This window comes from Nocardioides sp. dk884 (assembly GCF_009557055.1).
Lineage (GTDB): Bacteria > Actinomycetota > Actinomycetes > Propionibacteriales > Nocardioidaceae > Nocardioides.
On the sequence record NZ_CP045649.1, the window covers coordinates 3070666 to 3087116 of the forward strand.

General features: G+C 73.3%; 13 protein-coding genes. 2 read left to right on the forward strand and 11 right to left on the reverse strand.

What is annotated here, in order from left to right:
- The first annotated feature begins 81 nt into the window (after positions 1-81).
- Together GFH29_RS14785 and GFH29_RS14790 are read left to right on the forward strand one after the other, a co-directional pair.
- Positions 82-1068 (forward strand): sensor histidine kinase, encoded by a 987-nt coding sequence (locus tag GFH29_RS14785; RefSeq protein ID WP_228387517.1) that lies wholly within the window; start codon positions 82-84, stop codon positions 1066-1068.
- The gene (locus tag GFH29_RS14790) at positions 1065-1709 is read left to right on the forward strand and encodes a response regulator (protein WP_153324572.1); all 645 of its coding nucleotides are present in this window, start codon (positions 1065-1067) and stop codon (positions 1707-1709) included. The genes GFH29_RS14785 and GFH29_RS14790 overlap by 4 nt, the downstream gene beginning before the upstream one ends.
- Before the next feature lie 22 nt (positions 1710-1731).
- Here the strand turns inward: GFH29_RS14790 and GFH29_RS14795 are convergent, their stop codons facing one another.
- The 11 genes from GFH29_RS14795 to GFH29_RS14845 all read right to left on the reverse strand — a co-directional run bounded on the left by GFH29_RS14795 (position 1732) and on the right by GFH29_RS14845 (position 16393).
- The gene (locus GFH29_RS14795) at positions 1732-3222 is read right to left on the reverse strand and encodes a protein adenylyltransferase SelO (RefSeq protein ID WP_153324573.1); all 1491 of its coding nucleotides are present in this window, start codon (positions 3220-3222) and stop codon (positions 1732-1734) included.
- 74 nt (positions 3223-3296) lie between these two features.
- Entirely contained in the window at positions 3297-4046 is a 750-nt protein-coding gene (locus GFH29_RS14800; RefSeq protein ID WP_153324574.1) for an SDR family oxidoreductase, read from the reverse strand.
- A 7-nt stretch (positions 4047-4053) separates the two neighbouring features.
- Positions 4054-4785, reverse strand: coding sequence for an SDR family oxidoreductase (locus tag GFH29_RS14805; RefSeq protein ID WP_153324575.1), 732 nt, complete (start codon positions 4783-4785; stop codon positions 4054-4056).
- Positions 4786-4796: 11 nt separating this feature from the next.
- Positions 4797-6767 carry a hydantoinase B/oxoprolinase family protein gene (locus GFH29_RS14810; RefSeq protein WP_228387518.1) on the reverse strand — a complete coding sequence of 657 codons (1971 nt, stop codon included), beginning with the start codon at positions 6765-6767 and terminating at the stop codon, positions 4797-4799.
- A 20-nt stretch (positions 6768-6787) separates the two neighbouring features.
- Positions 6788-8896: a hydantoinase/oxoprolinase family protein gene (locus GFH29_RS14815; protein ID WP_153324576.1), complete on the reverse strand. Its 2109-nt coding sequence runs from the start codon at positions 8894-8896 to the stop codon at positions 6788-6790.
- A 190-nt stretch (positions 8897-9086) separates the two neighbouring features.
- Complete coding sequence (locus tag GFH29_RS14820; RefSeq protein ID WP_228387519.1) at positions 9087-10496, reverse strand: amidase; 1410 nt, start codon at positions 10494-10496, stop codon at positions 9087-9089.
- Between the two features lie 8 nt (positions 10497-10504).
- Positions 10505-11164: an SRPBCC family protein gene (locus GFH29_RS14825; RefSeq protein WP_153324577.1), complete on the reverse strand. Its 660-nt coding sequence runs from the start codon at positions 11162-11164 to the stop codon at positions 10505-10507.
- Positions 11161-13551, reverse strand: coding sequence for an aerobic carbon-monoxide dehydrogenase large subunit (gene cutA, locus GFH29_RS14830; RefSeq protein WP_153324578.1), 2391 nt, complete (start codon positions 13549-13551; stop codon positions 11161-11163). The genes GFH29_RS14825 and cutA overlap by 4 nt, the downstream gene beginning before the upstream one ends.
- Complete coding sequence (locus GFH29_RS14835; RefSeq protein ID WP_153324579.1) at positions 13548-14093, reverse strand: (2Fe-2S)-binding protein; 546 nt, start codon at positions 14091-14093, stop codon at positions 13548-13550. Before GFH29_RS14835 ends, cutA begins: the two co-directional genes overlap by 4 nt.
- Positions 14090-14905 carry an FAD binding domain-containing protein gene (locus tag GFH29_RS14840; protein ID WP_153324580.1) on the reverse strand — a complete coding sequence of 272 codons (816 nt, stop codon included), beginning with the start codon at positions 14903-14905 and terminating at the stop codon, positions 14090-14092. Before GFH29_RS14840 ends, GFH29_RS14835 begins: the two co-directional genes overlap by 4 nt.
- A gap of 18 nt (positions 14906-14923) precedes the next feature.
- Entirely contained in the window at positions 14924-16393 is a 1470-nt protein-coding gene (locus GFH29_RS14845) for a uracil-xanthine permease family protein (protein WP_153324581.1), read from the reverse strand.
- Between the last annotated feature and the right edge of the window lie 58 nt (positions 16394-16451).

A 16451-nucleotide genomic window follows, 5' to 3' on the forward strand; every position in this document is an offset into this window, starting at 1 on the left:
CCGGCGGAATGGGGGCTGCCACCCATCTCGCGTCCTCCAGGAGGGGTGACAGCGGCGCCGGCGTGGGCCACGCTGTCGCACGTGCGCTCCCCGAGGTTCCTCGCGAGGATGCCGCTGCTCGGGCAGGTCTGCCTGGTCAACGGTGCGGTGCTCGCCGCGGCGACGGCGCTGCTGCTCCTCTCCCCGGCCCGGATCTCTGCCGAGGCGGCGCGGACCGAGGTCGTGGTCGTGCTCGCCGGCCTCGCCGTCGTGCTGGCGCTCGACGCGCTGCTGCTGCGCTCCTCGCTGAGCCCCGTCGACCGGGTGGTCCGCCAGATGTCGGAGGTCGACCGGATGCGCCCCGGCGACCGCCTCGACGACCCGGGTGAGGGCGCCGGCGCCCAGCTGGTGCGCGGGGCCAACGCGATGCTGGACCGGCTCGAGGCCGAGCAGCGCGCGAGCAGCGCCCGGGCGCTCGCCGCCCAGGAGGCCGAGCGCCACCGCATCGCCCAGGAGCTGCACGACCAGGTCGGCCAGAGCCTGACGGTGGTGCTGCTCGGCCTCAAGCAGGTCCAGCAGCACGCGCCCGAGCACCTGCTCGCGGAGCTGCAGCTGGTGCGCGACAGCACCCGTGCCGCGCTCGACGACGTACGCCGGGTGGCGCGGCAGCTGCGCCCGGGCGTGCTCGACGACCTCGGGCTGAGCAGCGCGCTGGCCGCGCTGTGCAGCGAGTTCGAGGCCCACGGCACCGCCCGGGTGCGACGCACCGTGGCGCCCGGGCTGCCGCCGCTGAGCGCCGACGTCGAGCTGGTGGTCTACCGGGTCGCCCAGGAGGCGCTCACCAACGCCGCCCGGCACTCCGGTGCACGTGAGGTCGCCGTCTCGCTGACCCGGCTGGGCGACACGGTCGTGCTGGAGGTCTGCGACGACGGGCGCGACGGACCCGGCTCGATCGTCCCCGGCGCCGGCGTCAGCGGCATGCGGGAGCGGGCGCTGCTGGTCGGCGGCACGCTCCGGGTGGAGGGCGGTGCCGGCGCCGGGACCCGGGTCCGCCTGGTGGTGCCGCTGGCGCCCGGGGTGCGGCCGTGACCCGGATCCTGCTCGCCGACGACCACGCGCTGGTACGCCGCGGCGTACGCCTGATCCTGGAGCAGGAGCCCGACCTGAGCGTGGTGGCGGAGGCCGGGGACGGCGAGGAGGCGGTGCGGCTGCTGCGCGAGACGCCCGTCGACCTGGTCGTGCTGGACATCGCGATGCCGCGCACGACCGGCCTCCAGGCGGCCCGCGAGATCGCCCGGCGCCGCGACCCGCCGCGGGTGCTGATGCTGTCGATGCACGACAACGAGCAGTACTTCTTCGAGTCGCTGCGCCTCGGCGCCAGCGGCTACGTCTTGAAGTCGGTCGCCGACGAGGACCTGGTCGGTGCCGTGCGCGCGGCGATGCGCGGTGAGGCGTTCGTCTACCCCGGCGCGATGGGCACGCTGGTGCGCGACTACCTCGCCCGGCTGCGCCGCGGCGAGCGGGTGCCGGACACCGTGCTCACCGAGCGCGAGGACCAGGTGCTGAAGCTGATCGCCGAGGGATCCTCCACCCGCGAGATCGCCGCCGCCCTGGTGATCAGCCCGAAGACCGTCGAGCGCCACCGCGCCAACATCCTGGCCAAGCTCGGCATGCGCGACCGCACCCAGCTCACCCGCTACGCGATCCGGGCGGGGCTGATCGAGCCCTGACGTTACAGCCGGGGGCCCGCCGTCAGGTCCCGCAGAACGTCTGGAAGGTGTCCCCGAACCCCTCGGGCGCCGGGGCGGCGTACCGCTCCAGCCCGGGTCGTACGTCGAAGGGGCGCGACACGGCGTCGACGAGCCGGCGCAGCGGGTCCAGGTCGCCCTCGGTCGCGGCATCGAGCGCCTCCTCGACCAGGTGGTTGCGCGGGATGTAGACGGGGTTGACCCGGTCCATGGCGTCCGCGTCGGGGCCGAGCGCCAGCCACCGGTCCAGCCAGGCGTCGGCGGCCGGGAGGTCGAGGACCAGCTCGCGGAAGGCCTCGCGCTCCCCGCGCGCCGCCTGCCCCAGCGCCCGGAACGCCGAGGTGTAGTCGACCCGGGCCCCGTGGAGCAGCTCGAGCAGCGCCTGGCCCAGCTCGATGACCGCCTCGTCCTCGAGCGAGCCCGAGCCGGACTCCGACACAGCTCCCCCCGCCAGCCCCAGCTTGCCGCGCATCCCCTCGGCCCAGGCGGCGACGTAGGCACGCCCGAAGCTGCCGAGCGCCTCGGTGGCGATCGCGACGGCGCGTTCCTGGTCCTCGTCGATCAGCGGCAGCAGCGCCTCGGCGAAGCGCGCGAGGTTCCACTGGGTGACCGCCGGCTGGTTGCCGTAGGCGTAGCGCCCGCCGGTGTCGATGGAGCTGAACACGGTCGCCGGGTCGTAGCCCTCGAGGAACGCGCACGGCCCGAAGTCGATGCTCTCCCCCGAGATCGTCACGTTGTCGGTGTTGAGCACCCCGTGGATGAATCCGATCATCATCCATCGCGCCACCAGCTCGGCCTGGGCGACCGCGACCGACTCCAGCAGCGCGAGATAGGGCTGCTCGGCGTCGCGCGCGGCCGGGTGGTGCCGCTCGATCGCGTGGTCGGCGAGGCGGCGCAGCAGGTCGACGTCGTCGGTGGCGCGGGCGTACTGGAAGGTGCCGACCCGCAGGTGGCTGGCCGCCACCCGGGCCAGCACCGCCCCGGGCAGCACGGTCTCGCGCTGCACCGCCCCGCCGGTCGCGACCACCGCCAGCGCCCGGGTCGTGGGGACTCCGAGCGCGTGCAGGGCGCTGCTCACGACGTGCTCGCGCAACATCGGGCCCACCGCCGCGAGCCCGTCGCCGCCGCGCGCGAACGGCGTACGACCCGAGCCCTTGAGGTGCAGGTCGCGGCGGCGGCCGGCGCGGTCGGTGAGCTCGCCGAGCAGCAGCGCGCGCCCGTCGCCGAGGCGCGGGGAGTAGCCGCCGAACTGGTGCCCGGCGTAGGCCTGGGCGACCGGGCGGACGCCGTCGGGCAGGGCGGTGCCGGTCAGGAACCGCACCCCCTCGGGCGTGCGCAGCCAGTCGGGGTCGAGGCCGAGGTCGCGGGCCAGGTCGTCGTCGAGGACCAGCAGCTGGGGGTCGGGCGCCTCGGCGGCGGACCACGGCACCACCAGCTCGGGCAGCTCGCGGGCGTAGCGGTCGTCGAGGAGGCTCGTGGACGGTGCGGTGCTCACACCCTCGAGGCTACGCAGGGCCGGTGAGCCTGCCCCGCGCACACCGTGCCCGTGCCCGTGCCCGTGCCCGTGCCTCAGCGCCCGCCGCCGACGCGCAGCGTGGTGCCGGTGACGTAGGAGGCCTCCGCGCTCATCAGCCAGGCCACCGCGTCGGCGACCTCCGCGGGCTCCCCCGCCCGCCCGAGCGGCACCTGTGCACCCACCCGTTCGGCACGCCCCGCGTCCCCCGCGTCGGCGTGGATGCCGGTGCGGATGATCCCCGGCGCCACCGCGACCACCCGGATGCCCTCGGCGGCGACCTCCTGGGCGAGGCCGACGGTGAGCGCCTCGACGCCGGCCTTGGCCGCGGCGTAGTGGACGTACTCCCCCGGCGCGCCGAGGCTGGCCGCCACCGAGCTGAGGTTGACCAGGACCCCGCCACGTCCGCCGTACGTCGTGCCCATCGCGTGGACCGCGGCCCGTGCGCAGAGCAGCGCCGCGCTGAGGTTGAGCGCGACGCTGTCGTGGATCACCTGGACAGGGGTCTCGGCGAGCGTCGCGAGGCGGAACGTCGCGCCGGCGCAGTTGACCACCCCGGTGACCGTGCCGTGCTCGGCGGCGCGGGCGAAGAGCCGGTCGAGGCCGCCGGGCTCGGTGACGTCGACGCGCACCAGCTGGCAGCCGGCGCCGGCGTCCTCGACGGCCAGGCGGCACTCCTCGGCGGCCTCGGTGTCCTCGCGGTAGCCGAGCACCAGGTCGTGCCCGTCGAGGGCCAGGCGCAGCGCGGTGGCGGCCCCGATGCCCCGGGTGCCGCCGGTGATGACGGTCAGTGGTCGGTGGCTCATCGGGCCATCATGCGCGCCGGGCGGGCTCCGCGTCCCGGCCCAGCAGCGCGGCGAGCGGGAGAGTGCCGACCGGGAGGCCGTGGCGGTCGTAGTAGTCGAACATCGCGAGCAGCCATTCGCGCTCGCGCTCTCCGAGAGCCGCGCCGTCGGTGGCGGCCCACTGCCGAGGGCTCACCACCTCCACCTCGACGCCGGCCTCGGCGGCCAGCTCCGCGACGCTGCTGCGCCGGGAGGCGAGCTCGTAGGTCGCGCCCTCGTGGCCCGGCTCGAGCAGCACGGTGGCGACCGCCTCGCCGACCTCGCGCAGGTCGGCGAACCCGAACGGTGCCTCGGCGCGGTAGGCCAGGCGCACCGGGCCGGTGAGGTCGAGGTTCTGCAGGTAGGCGCCGGGCTGGAGGATCGTCCAGGCCAGCCCGGAGCGGCGTACCAGGTCCTCGGCCACGGCCTTGCCCACGTGGTGCGGCAGCGCCGGGGCGTACGGCGAGGCCACCGAGTGGTAGCCGATCCGGCGCACCCGCGCCACGCGTGCGGCCTCGATCGCCGCGGCGACGTACGCCGGCTCGTCGGGGTGCAGGTTGGGCGCGACGACATACACCGCGTCGCACCCGCGCAGCGCGCCGGCCAGGTCGGGCCAGTCGGCCCGGCCCAGCGGCACGCCGACGGCGCCGCGGCCCTCGAGGGCGGCGAGGACCGATCGTCCGGTCTTGCCGTGTCCCCCGAGGACCGCGACGCGTGTCATCGGCCCTGGCCTCAGACGAGGTCCACGGCGGCGAACTGCGCCCCGGACGCGAGGTGGGCGTAGCCCGGCCCGCGGTCGAAGAACGGCTCCTCCGCGCCCTGCTCGGACGCCCGCGCGGCGCGCTCGGCCGCGGTGGCCGCGGCGTCGTAGGACAGCGTGTCGTCCTCCAGCGAGCCGGTGAGCACCACGCCGTAGTCACCGAGCGCGGCGTGCTCGGAGACCTTGCGCCACACCACGTCGCGCACCACGAGCTCGGGGTCGCGCTCGAGCGGGTCGCCCCACCCGCCACCGCCGGTGGTCCGGATCCGGACCACCTCGCCGGCCTTGATCTCCTCGGCGTCGGCGAGGGCGTCGACCTCGCGCTCGTTCGGGCCGCCCGGGTCGATGGTGACCTCGAAGGGCCGTCCCGCCTTGCCGCCCTTCACGCCCCAGCAGGCCAGGATCGAGCGGTCCGCGATGGACATGAAGTGGGCGTCCTTGAGCATCCGGATGTGCTTCTCATAGCCCAGGCCGCCGCGGAACTTGCCGGCGCCGCCGGAGTCCACGGCGAGGGTCAGCGCCTCGACACGGAACGGGAAGCGGGCCTCGGTGAACTCGCTGGGCAGGTTGCGGCTGTCCGGGACGACGTGGATGGTGTCCTCGCCGTCGGCGTAGTAGCGACCGCCGGAGCCGCCGCCGAGCACCTCGCGCATGAGGTACGGGCGGCCGTCGAGGTCCTCGCCGTACACGCCGGTGTAGCGGATGGTCTCCTGGTCGGCCGGCATCTTGCCGTCGACGGCCTTGGCGACCACGCCGGCCAGCACGCCGAGCAGCCGCAGGATCACGAACGTGCGGGCGTTGGTCGGCGCCGGGAAGACCGGCGTGAGCAGCGTGCCCGGCGGCGGGAAGCGCATCTCGATGAGCGGCACGATGCCCTCGTTGACGTCGAGCTCGGCCATCCGCTCGGGGGTGTCGGCGAGGTTGCGCAGGATCGGCGCCAGCCACTTCTTGAGGAAGACGCCGTCGCTGTAGTCGCCGCAGTGGTTGATCGGGCCCTTCGCCTGCGGACCGGTGCCGTCGAAGTCGATGATCAGCCGCTCGCCGTCGGGGTCGTCGGCCGCGGTGCGCGTCAGCGTGATCCGCTGGGTGTGCAGCTGCGGCTCCTCGACGCCGTCGTGCTCGGCGTAGTCCTCCCAGACCCACGAGCCGACCGGGATCTTGGAGAGGATCTCGCGGCGGTACGTCGCGGTGGTGCGCTCGATGATCGCGTCGAAGCAGGACTCCACGGTCTCGATGCCGTAGCGGTCGAAGAGCTCGCCCAGGCGGCGCGCGCCCATCAGGCACGCCGAGCACTCGGCGTCCAGGTCGGCGGCCAGCGAGTCCGGCATCCGCGAGTTGCGGGTCATGATGCTGAGCGCCGCCCGGTTGGGCACGCCGGCGTCCCACAGCCGGATCGGCGGGACCGCGAGGCCCTCCTCGAAGACGCTGGTGGCCGCGGACGGCATCGAGCCGGGGACCGCGCCGCCGATGTCGTCGTGGTGGCCGAAGGCCTGCACGAACGCGACGACCCGCCGCTCGCCCTCGGGGCCGGCGAAGACCGGCACGGTGACGCAGAGGTCGGGCAGGTGGCCGATGCCGCCCTCGGAGAGGTAGACGTCGTTGTGGAAGAAGACGTCGCCCTCGCGCATCTCCTCGATCGGGAAGTCCCGGGCGATCGGGTGCACGAGCGCGGAGTAGGAGCGTCCGGTGAGCTTGCGCAGCTTGCGGTCGTGGATGCCGGCGCGGAAGTCGTGGGCGTCGCGGATCATCGGGCTGCGCGAGGTGCGCCCGATGGCGGTCTCGACCTCCATCTCGACCGCGGCCAGGGAGCCCTGGACGATCTCGACGAGTACCGGGTCGGCGCTGGCGCCGGAGTCCGCGGTGAGCGGGCCGAAGGGGAACTGGGTGGGCGCGCGGCGGCTCCCGCCCTCGTTCGGCACGGGCGCGTCAGGCGTGGCGGTCACGCCGACGTTGCAGGTGCACATCAGTTGCTCTCCCTCGTGACGATGATGTTGAGGTGCTCGTCGACGCGGGCCGAGAAGCCCGGGTGCAGCGGCACGGTGGAGCCGAACTCCTCGATGATCGCCGGGCCCTGGACCACGGTGCCGGGGGCCAGGTCGGGGCGCCACAGCACCGGGGTGTCGACGTGGCCGGTCTCGGCCTCGAAGCAGACCGCGCGGCGGCTGCGCTCCGCGCCGGGGCCGCCGTCGCCGAGCGGGTGGCGGGCGATCTCCGGGCGCTTGATCGGGCCGATGCCCGAGACGCGCAGGTTGACCCACTCCACCTGCTGGCTGGGGTCGGTGGAGAAGTCGTAGCCGTAGAGCGCACGGTGCTCGGCGTGGAAGGCGTCGGCGACCTGCTGGAGCGCGGCGGCGTCGAGGTCGCCCTCGGGGACCGGGACCCGCACCTCGAAGGCCTGGCCGAAGTAGCGCAGGTCGGCGGTGCGCACGAACGAGCGCACCTCGGGGCCGAAGCCCTCGCCCTCGAGCGCCACGGCGGCCTGGCCGCTGAGCTCGTCGTACACGCCGGTGACGGTGGCCGGCTCGAGCGCCTCGGCGAGGCGGACGTGGGTCTGCACGTAGTCGTTCTTGACGTCCACGGTGAGCAGGCCGAACGCCGAGACGTTGCCCGGGTTCGGCGGGACCAGGACGGTCGGGATGCCGAGCACGTCCATCAGGCGGCACAGCAGCAGCGAGCCGGAGCCACCGAAGGTGACCAGCGCGAAGTCGCGCACGTCGAGGCCCCGCTTGACGGTGACCTGACGCAGCGCGTTGGCCTGGTTCCACGCGGAGATCTCGAGGATGCCCGTGGCGCAGGCCTCGGGGGTGAGGCCGAGCTCCTTGGCGAGGGTCTCGATGCCGGCGCGGGCCGCGTCGACGTCGAGCGGGATCTCACCGCCGAGCAGGTGCGGGGGGATCCGGCCCAGGAAGACGTGGGCGTCGGTGATCGTGACCTCGGTGCCGCCCTTGCCGTAGCACAGCGGGCCCGGGTCGGCGCCGGCCGAGTGCGGGCCGACCTTGAGGGTGCCCTCGGGCGAGAGCCAGGCGATCGAGCCGCCGCCGGCACCGACCGTGACCACGTCGATCATCGGGATCTTGGAGGGGAACGCGCCGACCGAGCCCTCGGTGGTCAGCGTCGGCTCGCCGCCGATGACGACCGAGACGTCGGTGGAGGTGCCGCCGCCGTCGCTGGTCAGGACCTTGTCGTAGCCGGCGACCTGGGCGATCAGGGCCGCACCGAGGGCGCCGGCCGCCGGGCCGGAGAGCACGGTGGTGATCGGCTGGTGCACGACCTCGGCCGCGGAGAGCACGCCGCCGTTGGACTTCATCACGTAGAACGGCACCGGGCGCTCGCCGGCGTAGGAGTTCAGGCGCTGGGCGATGTTGTTGACGTACGCCGAGAGCCGCGGCTTGACGGCGGCGTCGACCAGGGTGGTCATCGCCCGCTCGTACTCGCGGTACTCGCGCAGCACCTCGCTGCTGACCGAGACCACCGCGTCGGGGTGCTCCTCGGCCAGCACCTGGCGCATGCGCTCCTCGTGCTCGGGGTTGGCGTAGGCGTGCAGGAAGCACACGCCGAGGGTGTTGATGCCCCGGTCGCGGAACCAGCGGGCCACGCGGCGCGCGCCCTCGGTGTCGAAGGGGCGCACCTCCTCGCCGGTGAAGTCGAGGCGGCCCTCGACGCCCTGGACCAGGTCGCGGGGCACGATGCGGTCGGGCTTGACCCAGAAGTAGGAGTTGCCGTAGCCGTCGGGCACGGACTGGCGGGCGATCTCGAGCATCGCCTCGTAGCCGGTGTTGGTGATGAAGCCGAGCCGGTCGACCTTGCCCTCGAGGAGCTGGTTCGTGGCGACGGTGGTGCCGTGGCTGACGGCCGCGATGGCGTCGCCCTGGCCCTGGGGCAGCCCGAGCAGGCCGAGGACCTTCTCGATGCCGGCCATGAAGCCATCGGCGGGGTTGCTGGGGGTGGACGGGGTCTTGGTGGTGACCAGGTCGCCGGAGTCCTCATCGAGAGCCACGACATCGGTGAACGTGCCACCGGTGTCGATGCCGATCCGGATCCGGCGCTGCGCTGGGGTCGTCGCGTCGGGCATGGGTCGATTCAAGCCCGTGCAGCACGCCCTGAGCCATGTCATACCTTGCCCACGGATCGGCGATTCTCGGGCAGATCCTGCCTAGCGGTGGAGCGGGGTTTCCCAGAGACAGCAATAGTCCGCCACACCAGTGTCGTGAATCGCGCGAAACACGACACTGGTGTGGCGGACTATCTCGCCGGGGGCCGGGTCAGCCCCGCTCGCGGACCCGGTCCTCGAAGGCGGCGGCGATCTCGAGCAGGCGGCGCTCGCCGCCGTGCGGGGCGACCACCTGGATGCCGACCGGGAGCCCGTCGGCGGTGCGGCCCGCGGGCAGCGAGATCGCCGGGCAGCCGGTGACGGTGATGAAGTACGCCGAGCGCATCCAGTCCAGGTAGGTCTCCTGGGGGCGTCCGTTGATGTCGGTCGGGAACTCCTGGTCGACCGGGAACGGCGGCACCTGCGAGACCGGCAGCACCAGCACGTCGTGGCGCTCGAAGAACAGCCTCATCCGCTCCGCGAGCGTGGTGCGCTGGGTGTAGGCCCGGGCCACGTCGGCCCCGCTGAGCGGCGCTCCGGCCTCGATGTTGGCGGCCAGCGACTCCTTGAGCTCGCCGGGGTGCGCGGCCAGCAGCGGGCCGAGCTTGGCCTGGAAGTGCCAGGCGCGCAGGGTGCGGAAGGTGTCGTCGGCCTCGCGCAGGTCGGGGTGCGCGTCCTCGACGTGCGCACCGCCGGCGGTCCACACCGCCGCGGACTCGCGCACCACCCGGGCCACCTCGTGGTCGACCTCGAAGGCGCCGCCCAGGTCCACCGAGAGCGCGACCCGCAGGCCGGCCAGGCTGCCCGCCAGCGGCTCGGCGAAGAGCGACCCCGGCTCGCGCAGCGCCAGCGGCGCGCGCGGGTCCGGCCCGGCCAGCACCCCCAGCAGGAGCGCGAGGTCGCGCACGTCGCGCGCCATCGGCCCGCCGGTCGAGGTGGACTCCCACTGGTTGTACAGCGGCCACTCCGGCACCCGGCCGGTGCAGGGCCGCAGCCCCACGACCCCGCAGAACGACGCGGGGTTGCGCAGCGAGCCGCCCATGTCGGAGCCGTCGGCGAGCGGCACCATCCCGGAGGCCAGCGCCGCCGCCGCTCCCCCGCTCGACCCGCCGGCCGAGCGGCCGGGGTCGTGCGGGTTGCGGGTGACGCCGAAGACCCGGTTGAACGTGTGCGAGCCGGCGGCGAACTCCGGCACGTTGGTCTTGCCGATCAGCACGACGCCGGCGCGGCGTACCCGCTCGACGATCAGCTCGTCGGCCTCCGGCACGTGGTCGGCGAAGAGCGGCGAGCCGTACGTCGTGCGCCAGCCGCCGACCGCATGGGTGTCCTTGACCGCGAACGGCAGCCCGTGCAGCGGGCCGACCTCCGCCCCCGCGGCCAGCGCCTGGTCGGCCTCGGCCGCCGCCGCGCGGGCGCGGTCGGGGTCCAGCGAGACGATCGCGTTGATCTCGGGGTTGCGCTCGGCGATCCGGTCCAGGTGCAGGTCGAGCAGCTCGCGCGCGGAGATGCGGCGCGCGCGCACCGCGGCCAGCATGTCGCGGGCGGGCGAGTCGACGCTGAGGTCGGGCACGGGCGCGCTCACCGGATCGCTCACCGGCGCCGTCCGAGCAGTGCCCCGGCGACCACGCCGACGAGCACCAGGCCGGCACCGACGCCGATGCCCTTCACGAACTCCTCGGTGGACCCGGAGGCTGCCGCCTTGGCCGGGGCGGTGAAGACGCCGGGCTGGGCCGCGGGCGCCGCCGGCGCGGGGGCGCCCGGCTCGGCGGGAGCCGCAGCGGCCGGGACGGCTGCCGGGGCCGCGGCGGGCAGGCCGGAGGTGATGGCCTTCTCGACGTTGCCGAAGAACTCCGCCGCCATCCGCTTGGAGACGCTGGTCAGCATCCGCTGGCCGACGCCGCCGACCATGCCGCCGACGGTCGCGTCGGCCTCGTAGGCGACCTCGGTGCCGCCGTCGACGGCGGCGAAGCGTACGGCGACCGCGGCGTCCACGGTGCCGGGCGCCCCGGCGCCGCGCAGGTGCATGGTGAGCGACTGGTGCTGCTCGAGGTCGGAGAGCCGGCAGGTGCCGGTGTAGGTGCCCTTGATCGCGCCGACGCCGGCGCTGACGGTCATGTCGTAGGCGTTCTCACCGGTGGCCTCGAGCCGCTCGCAGCCCGGGATGGTGGCGACCAGCACCGCCGGGTCGAGCAGGGAGTCCCACACCTTCTCTACGGGTGCGGCGATGACGTTGGAACCGGCGATCTTCACGGGGTGTGCTCCTGACGCAGGGTGTGGAGGTCGGAGGGCGAGATGGGCATGGCGGTGATCGGGAAGCCCTCGGCGTCCTCGATCGCGGCCGCCACGACCGCGCTGACCGGGATGACCCCGGCTTCGCCCGCGCCCTTGATGCCGAGCGGGTTGAGCGGGCTCGGCGTCTCGAGGTGGTCGATGTCGATGCCGTCGGGGATCTCGGTGACGTAGGGCATCAAGAAGTCCATGAAGGAGGCGTTGAGCAGCTGCCCGGAGGGGTCGTAGGCCATCCGCTCGTAGAGCGCTCCCCCGATGCCCTGCGCCACCCCGCCGTGGATCTGTCCCTCGACGATCATCGGGTTGATCAGGTGGCCACAGTCGTGGACCACGGCGTACTTGAGGATCGTGACCTCGGCGGTGTCCGGGTCGGTCTCCACGATCGCGGCGTGCATGCCGGAGGCGAACGTCGCGCGCTGCGGGCTGTAGAAGTCCTTGCCCTCCAGGCCGGGCTCGTCGTCCTCGGCCACCGGCGGCTTGCCGGGGTCGCCGACCGCGAACTGGGTCGCGGCCTTGGACGCCTCGTCGAAGGCGTAGCGCAGCGGGTTCGACAGCACCGCGACGGTGCCGAGGTCCATGCGGGTGCCGGGCGAGCCCTTGACCTGAACGACGCCGTCCACGATCTCCAGGTCGGCCTCGTCGACCTCGAGGGCGTCCGCGGCGATCCGCAGCGCCTTCTCCTTGGCGCGCTTGGCCGCGAGGTGGATCGCCGAGCCGCTCATCACCGCGGCGCGGGAGGCGAAGGTGCCCACGGCGTACGGCATCCGGCGGGTGTCGCCGGTGACCACCTCGACGTCCTCGAAGCGCACGCCGAGCTCGTCGGCGACCAGCTGGGCGAACACCGTGGCGTGGCCCTGGCCCTGGGTGGTCAGGCCGGTGGCGACCTTGACCTTGCCGCTGGTCTCGATGTGCACGTGGGCGCCCTCGTAGGGACCGACGCCGGTGCCCTCGACGTAGCAGGCCAGGCCGATGCCGACGGTGCGCCCCTCGGCGGCCATCTTCTCGCGCAGGGCCGGGAACTCCTCCCAGCCGATCAGCTTCTTGAGCTTGACCAGCGAGGCGGGGTAGTCGCCGGAGTCGTACTCCAGCTCGCGGCCGTCCTGGAAGATCAGGCCCTGGTCGAAGGGGAACTCGTCGGGCTGGATGAAGTTGGCGGCGCGCACCTCGGTGCGGTCCTTGCCCAGGTACGCCGCGATCTTGTCCATCGTGCGCTCCATCGCGAAGCAGCCCTGCGGGCGGCCGGCGCCGCGGTACGGCGTGACGATCACGGTGTTGGTGTAGATCGACTCGAAGACGACCCGGTACACCTCGGGCTTGTAGGGCCCGAGCAGCTGGGTCGAGGTGATGATCGGGACGATCAGGCCGTACGGCGTGTAGGCGCCGTGGTCGTGCCAGAACATCACGTCGAGGCCGATGATGCGCCCGTCGTCGTCGAAGCCGACGTCGATGTGCTGCACCTGGCCGCGCTCGTGGGCCGAGGAGATGAAGTGCTCGCGGCGGTCCTCGGTGAACTTCACGGTGCGCCCCAGCAGGCGGGCCGCGAGCGGGACGAGGAGCTCCTCGGGCCAGGGGTGCATCACCTTGACGCCGAAGCCGCCGCCGACGTCGGGGGTGATCACGTCGACCTGGCCCAGGTCGAGACCGAGCTTGACCGCGACCGCGGCGCGCACGCCGGTCGAGGTCTGCGTCGAGGTCCACACCTGCAGGCGGTTGGTGTCGGCGTCCCAGCGCGCGACGGTGCCCCGACCCTCCAGCGGCGTGCAGGCGCTGCGCTCGATGTCGAGCTCGAGGTGGAGGCGGTGCGGCGCGCGGGCCAGCGCGGCCGCGACGTCGCCGGTGTTCTGCTCGCTGCGCGCGCCGACGTTGCCGGGTACGTCGTCGTGGACCAGGTGCTCGGCGGCGCGGGAGGCCTCGATGCCGACGACGGCCGGCAGCACCTCCCAGGTCACCTTGATCTTGTCCAGCGCGTCCTCGGCGATGTAGCGGTCCTCGGCGACGACGAACGCGACGGCCTCGCCGACGTAGTTCACCTCATCGCGTGCCAGGGCGTACTGGGTGCGGCCCTGGGTGAGGTCGGGGTGCGGGATCAGCAGCGGCAGTGGCTCGGCCATCTCCGGGGAGAGCGGGCCGAGGTCCTCGTAGGTCCAGACGACGTGCACGCCCTCGACGTCGAGGACGTCGCTCATGTCGATGTCGAGGATGCGGGCGTGGGCGTGCGGGCTGCGCAGCACCGCGGCGTGCAGCGTGCTGGGGTCGGCGTGCACGTCGTCGACGTAGCGGCCCTGGCCGCGCAGGAAGCGCTGGTCCTCGGTGCGCTGGACCTTCTGACCCATCAGCTTGGTGGTCACCGCTGGACCTCCACGGGCGCGTCGGGCTGCTGGCCGACGGGACGCTGGCCGTCGGGATGCTGGGGGTCGGCGAGCTCGGCGGCGCGCTCGACGGCCTTGACGATGTTCTGGTAGCCGGTGCAGCGGCACAGGTTGCCGGCGACCATCTCGCGGGCCTCGTCGTGCGAGGGGTGGGGGTTCTCGCGCAGGCAGGCGGTGACGGTGGTGAGGAACCCCGGCGTGCAGAAGCCGCACTGCAGCCCGTGGCACTCAGCGAACGCCTGCTGGACCGGCCCGAGCGAGCCGTCCTCGCGGGTCAGGCCCTCGACGGTGGTGATCTCGGTGTCGACCGCGGAGACCGCGAACATCAGGCAGGCCCGCACGGGCTGGCCGTCGACGAGCACCGTGCACGCCCCGCAGACGCCGTGCTCGCAGCCGACGTGGGTGCCGGTGAGGCCGAGGTCGTGGCGCAGCGCGTCGGAGAGCAGCCGCCGCGCGGGCAGCTCCACCTCCCGGGTCACCCCGTTGACGCTCAACCTGATCCGGTGCAGTTCCTCGCTCATGCCGCAGCCTCCCGAGCCTTGGTGACCACGCGCCGGACCAGGGTGCGCACGAGCTGCGCGCGGTAGCCGGCGGTGGCGTGGATGTCTTCGGCCGGGTCGAGGTGCGCCAGTGCGGCCTCGCCCAGCTCGTCGTCAGGAACGCCGGTGAGGTCGACGACCGTGGGGACGTCGCTCACCGACACGAAGCCCGCGCGCACGCTCTCGCCGTGCACGACCGCGGCGACGCCGGCCAGGGCGTAGTCGCCCTGGCGCCGCGAGATCTCCTCGAAGGCCACCCCCGCCCCGGCGGGCAGGGCGGGGAAGAACGCGGAGGTCGCGATCTCGTCGGGCCGCAGCGCGGACTCCATCGGGCCGAGGAACAGCTCCTCGGCCGGGATCGTGCGGGTGCCCCCGGTCGACGCCGCCTCGACCGAGCCGCCGAGCAGACTCAGCACCACCGGCATCTCGGCGGCGGCGTCGGCGTGGACGATCGAGCCGACGGTGGTGCCGCGGTTGCGGATCGTGGCGTGGGCGACGTGGGCGAGCGCCTCGGGGACCAGCGGCTGCACCCGTCGTACGTCGGGGTGGGCCAGCAGGTCGGCGTGGCGTACCAGCGCCCCGACGCGGACCCCGGCCTCGGACACCTCGATGGTGTCGAGGCCGGGGATCGCGGTGATGTCGACCAGGGCGTGCGGTGCCGCGATCCGCATCGAGAGCAGCGGCACCAGGCTCTGTCCGCCCGCGAGTACCTTCGCGTAGCTCTCGCCGGCGAGAGTCTCCAGAGCCTCGGCGAGGGTGGTCGGTCGGTGGTAGGCGAACGGAGCAGGCTTCACGGTTTCCTTCGGCAGCGATCAGTGCTTGTGGTCGTGGTGGTGGGGTGCCGCGTGGTCCTCGACGTTGGTGCCGGGACGCCCCACGGTGATCACCGCGCCGTCGTCACGGTCCGACGGCGCCACGAGGCGGGCCACGTGGTAGCCGAGGACGACCACCAGGGTGCCGAGGGCGATGCCGGTGAGGACGAAGTCGTCGGTGAACTTCAGCTGTGCCTCGCCGATCGCGAGGATGATTCCAGCGCCGATCGGCACCAGGTTGACCGGGTTGGCGAAGTTGACGCCGTTCTCCCGCCAGATCTTGGCACCGAGCAGGCCGATCATCCCGTAGAGGACCAGGGTGATGCCGCCGAGGACGGCCGGCGGGGTCGCGTTGACGATCTCCCCGAACTTCGGCACCAGACCGAGCAGGATCGCGACCAGCGCGGCGACGAAGTAGGCGGCCGTCGAGTAGACGCGGGTGGCGGCCATGACGCCGATGTTCTCGGCGTAGGTGGTGGTCGGCGAGCCACCGACGGAGGTGGCGATGACGGTCGCGACGCCGTCCGCGCCGACCGCGCGGCCCATGACCGGGTCGAGGTCGGCCCCGGTCATCTCCGAGACCGCCTTGACGTGGCCGACGTTCTCGGCGACGAGGGCGATCACGGCCGGCAGCACCAGCAGCACGAAGGTGAACGAGAAGGCGGGCGTGTGCCAGCCGACGGCGCCCAGGTTGTCGGCGAGGTTCTGGTTGCCGACCAGCCCGTCCTCGGTGCGTCCGGGGAACCCGAACCAGGCGGACTCCTTGACGGCCGTCCAGTCGACGCGCCAGTGCGGACCCGGGTCAGGGTCGCCGGGCAGCGGCAGCGAGGTCTTGCCGAACACCAGGTCGAAGACCCAGGAGAGGAGGTAGCCGAAGATCAGGCCCAGGAAGATGGCCACCCGGCCGAAGAAGCCGCGCAGGCCGACGGCCATCAAGATGACGGCGGCCATCGTGATGATCGCGGCCCAGGGGTCGGCGGGCATGTAGTTCTGGGTGGCGACCGGCGCCAGGTTGAACCCGATCAGCATCACCACGGCACCGGTGACGACCGGCGGCAGGACAGCATTGACGGCGTCCGCGCCCAGGAAGTGGATGACCAGGCCGACCAGCGCGAGCACCACACCGGCGACCAGGATCGCCCCGGTCACGTCGGCGGGGCCACCGGGGCCGCCCTCGCCGGAGTAGGAGTAGATCGCGGTCGCGCCGCCGACGAACGCGGCGGACGTGCCCAGATAGCTGGGGACCTTGCCCTTGACGATCAGCAGGAAGCAGATGGTCGCGATGCCGCTCATCATGATCGCGAGGTTGGCGTTGAGGCCCATCACGATCGGGAAGACGAACGTCGCCCCGAACATCGCGACGACGTGCTGGGCGCCCAGGCCCACGGTCTTGCCCCAGGCGAGGCGCTGGTGCGGCGCGACCGCCTCACCGGGCCCGGGATCGACGAGCTCCCACTTGAACATCGACATCGCTGTCCCTCATCTCTTCGTGGCGGCTTGGCCCCGAGGACTGCCAACGTAATGAGGT

Coding starts and splice junctions, on each gene's coding strand:
- GFH29_RS14800 (WP_153324574.1), bottom strand. CDS start 4,046: ATGAGCCACCGACCACTGACCGTCATCACCGGCGGCACCCGGGGCATC.
- GFH29_RS14805 (WP_153324575.1), bottom strand. CDS start 4,785: ATGACACGCGTCGCGGTCCTCGGGGGACACGGCAAGACCGGACGATCG.
- GFH29_RS14815 (WP_153324576.1), bottom strand. CDS start 8,896: ATGCCCGACGCGACGACCCCAGCGCAGCGCCGGATCCGGATCGGCATC.
- GFH29_RS14835 (WP_153324579.1), bottom strand. CDS start 14,093: ATGAGCGAGGAACTGCACCGGATCAGGTTGAGCGTCAACGGGGTGACC.
- GFH29_RS14845 (WP_153324581.1), bottom strand. CDS start 16,393: ATGTCGATGTTCAAGTGGGAGCTCGTCGATCCCGGGCCCGGTGAGGCG.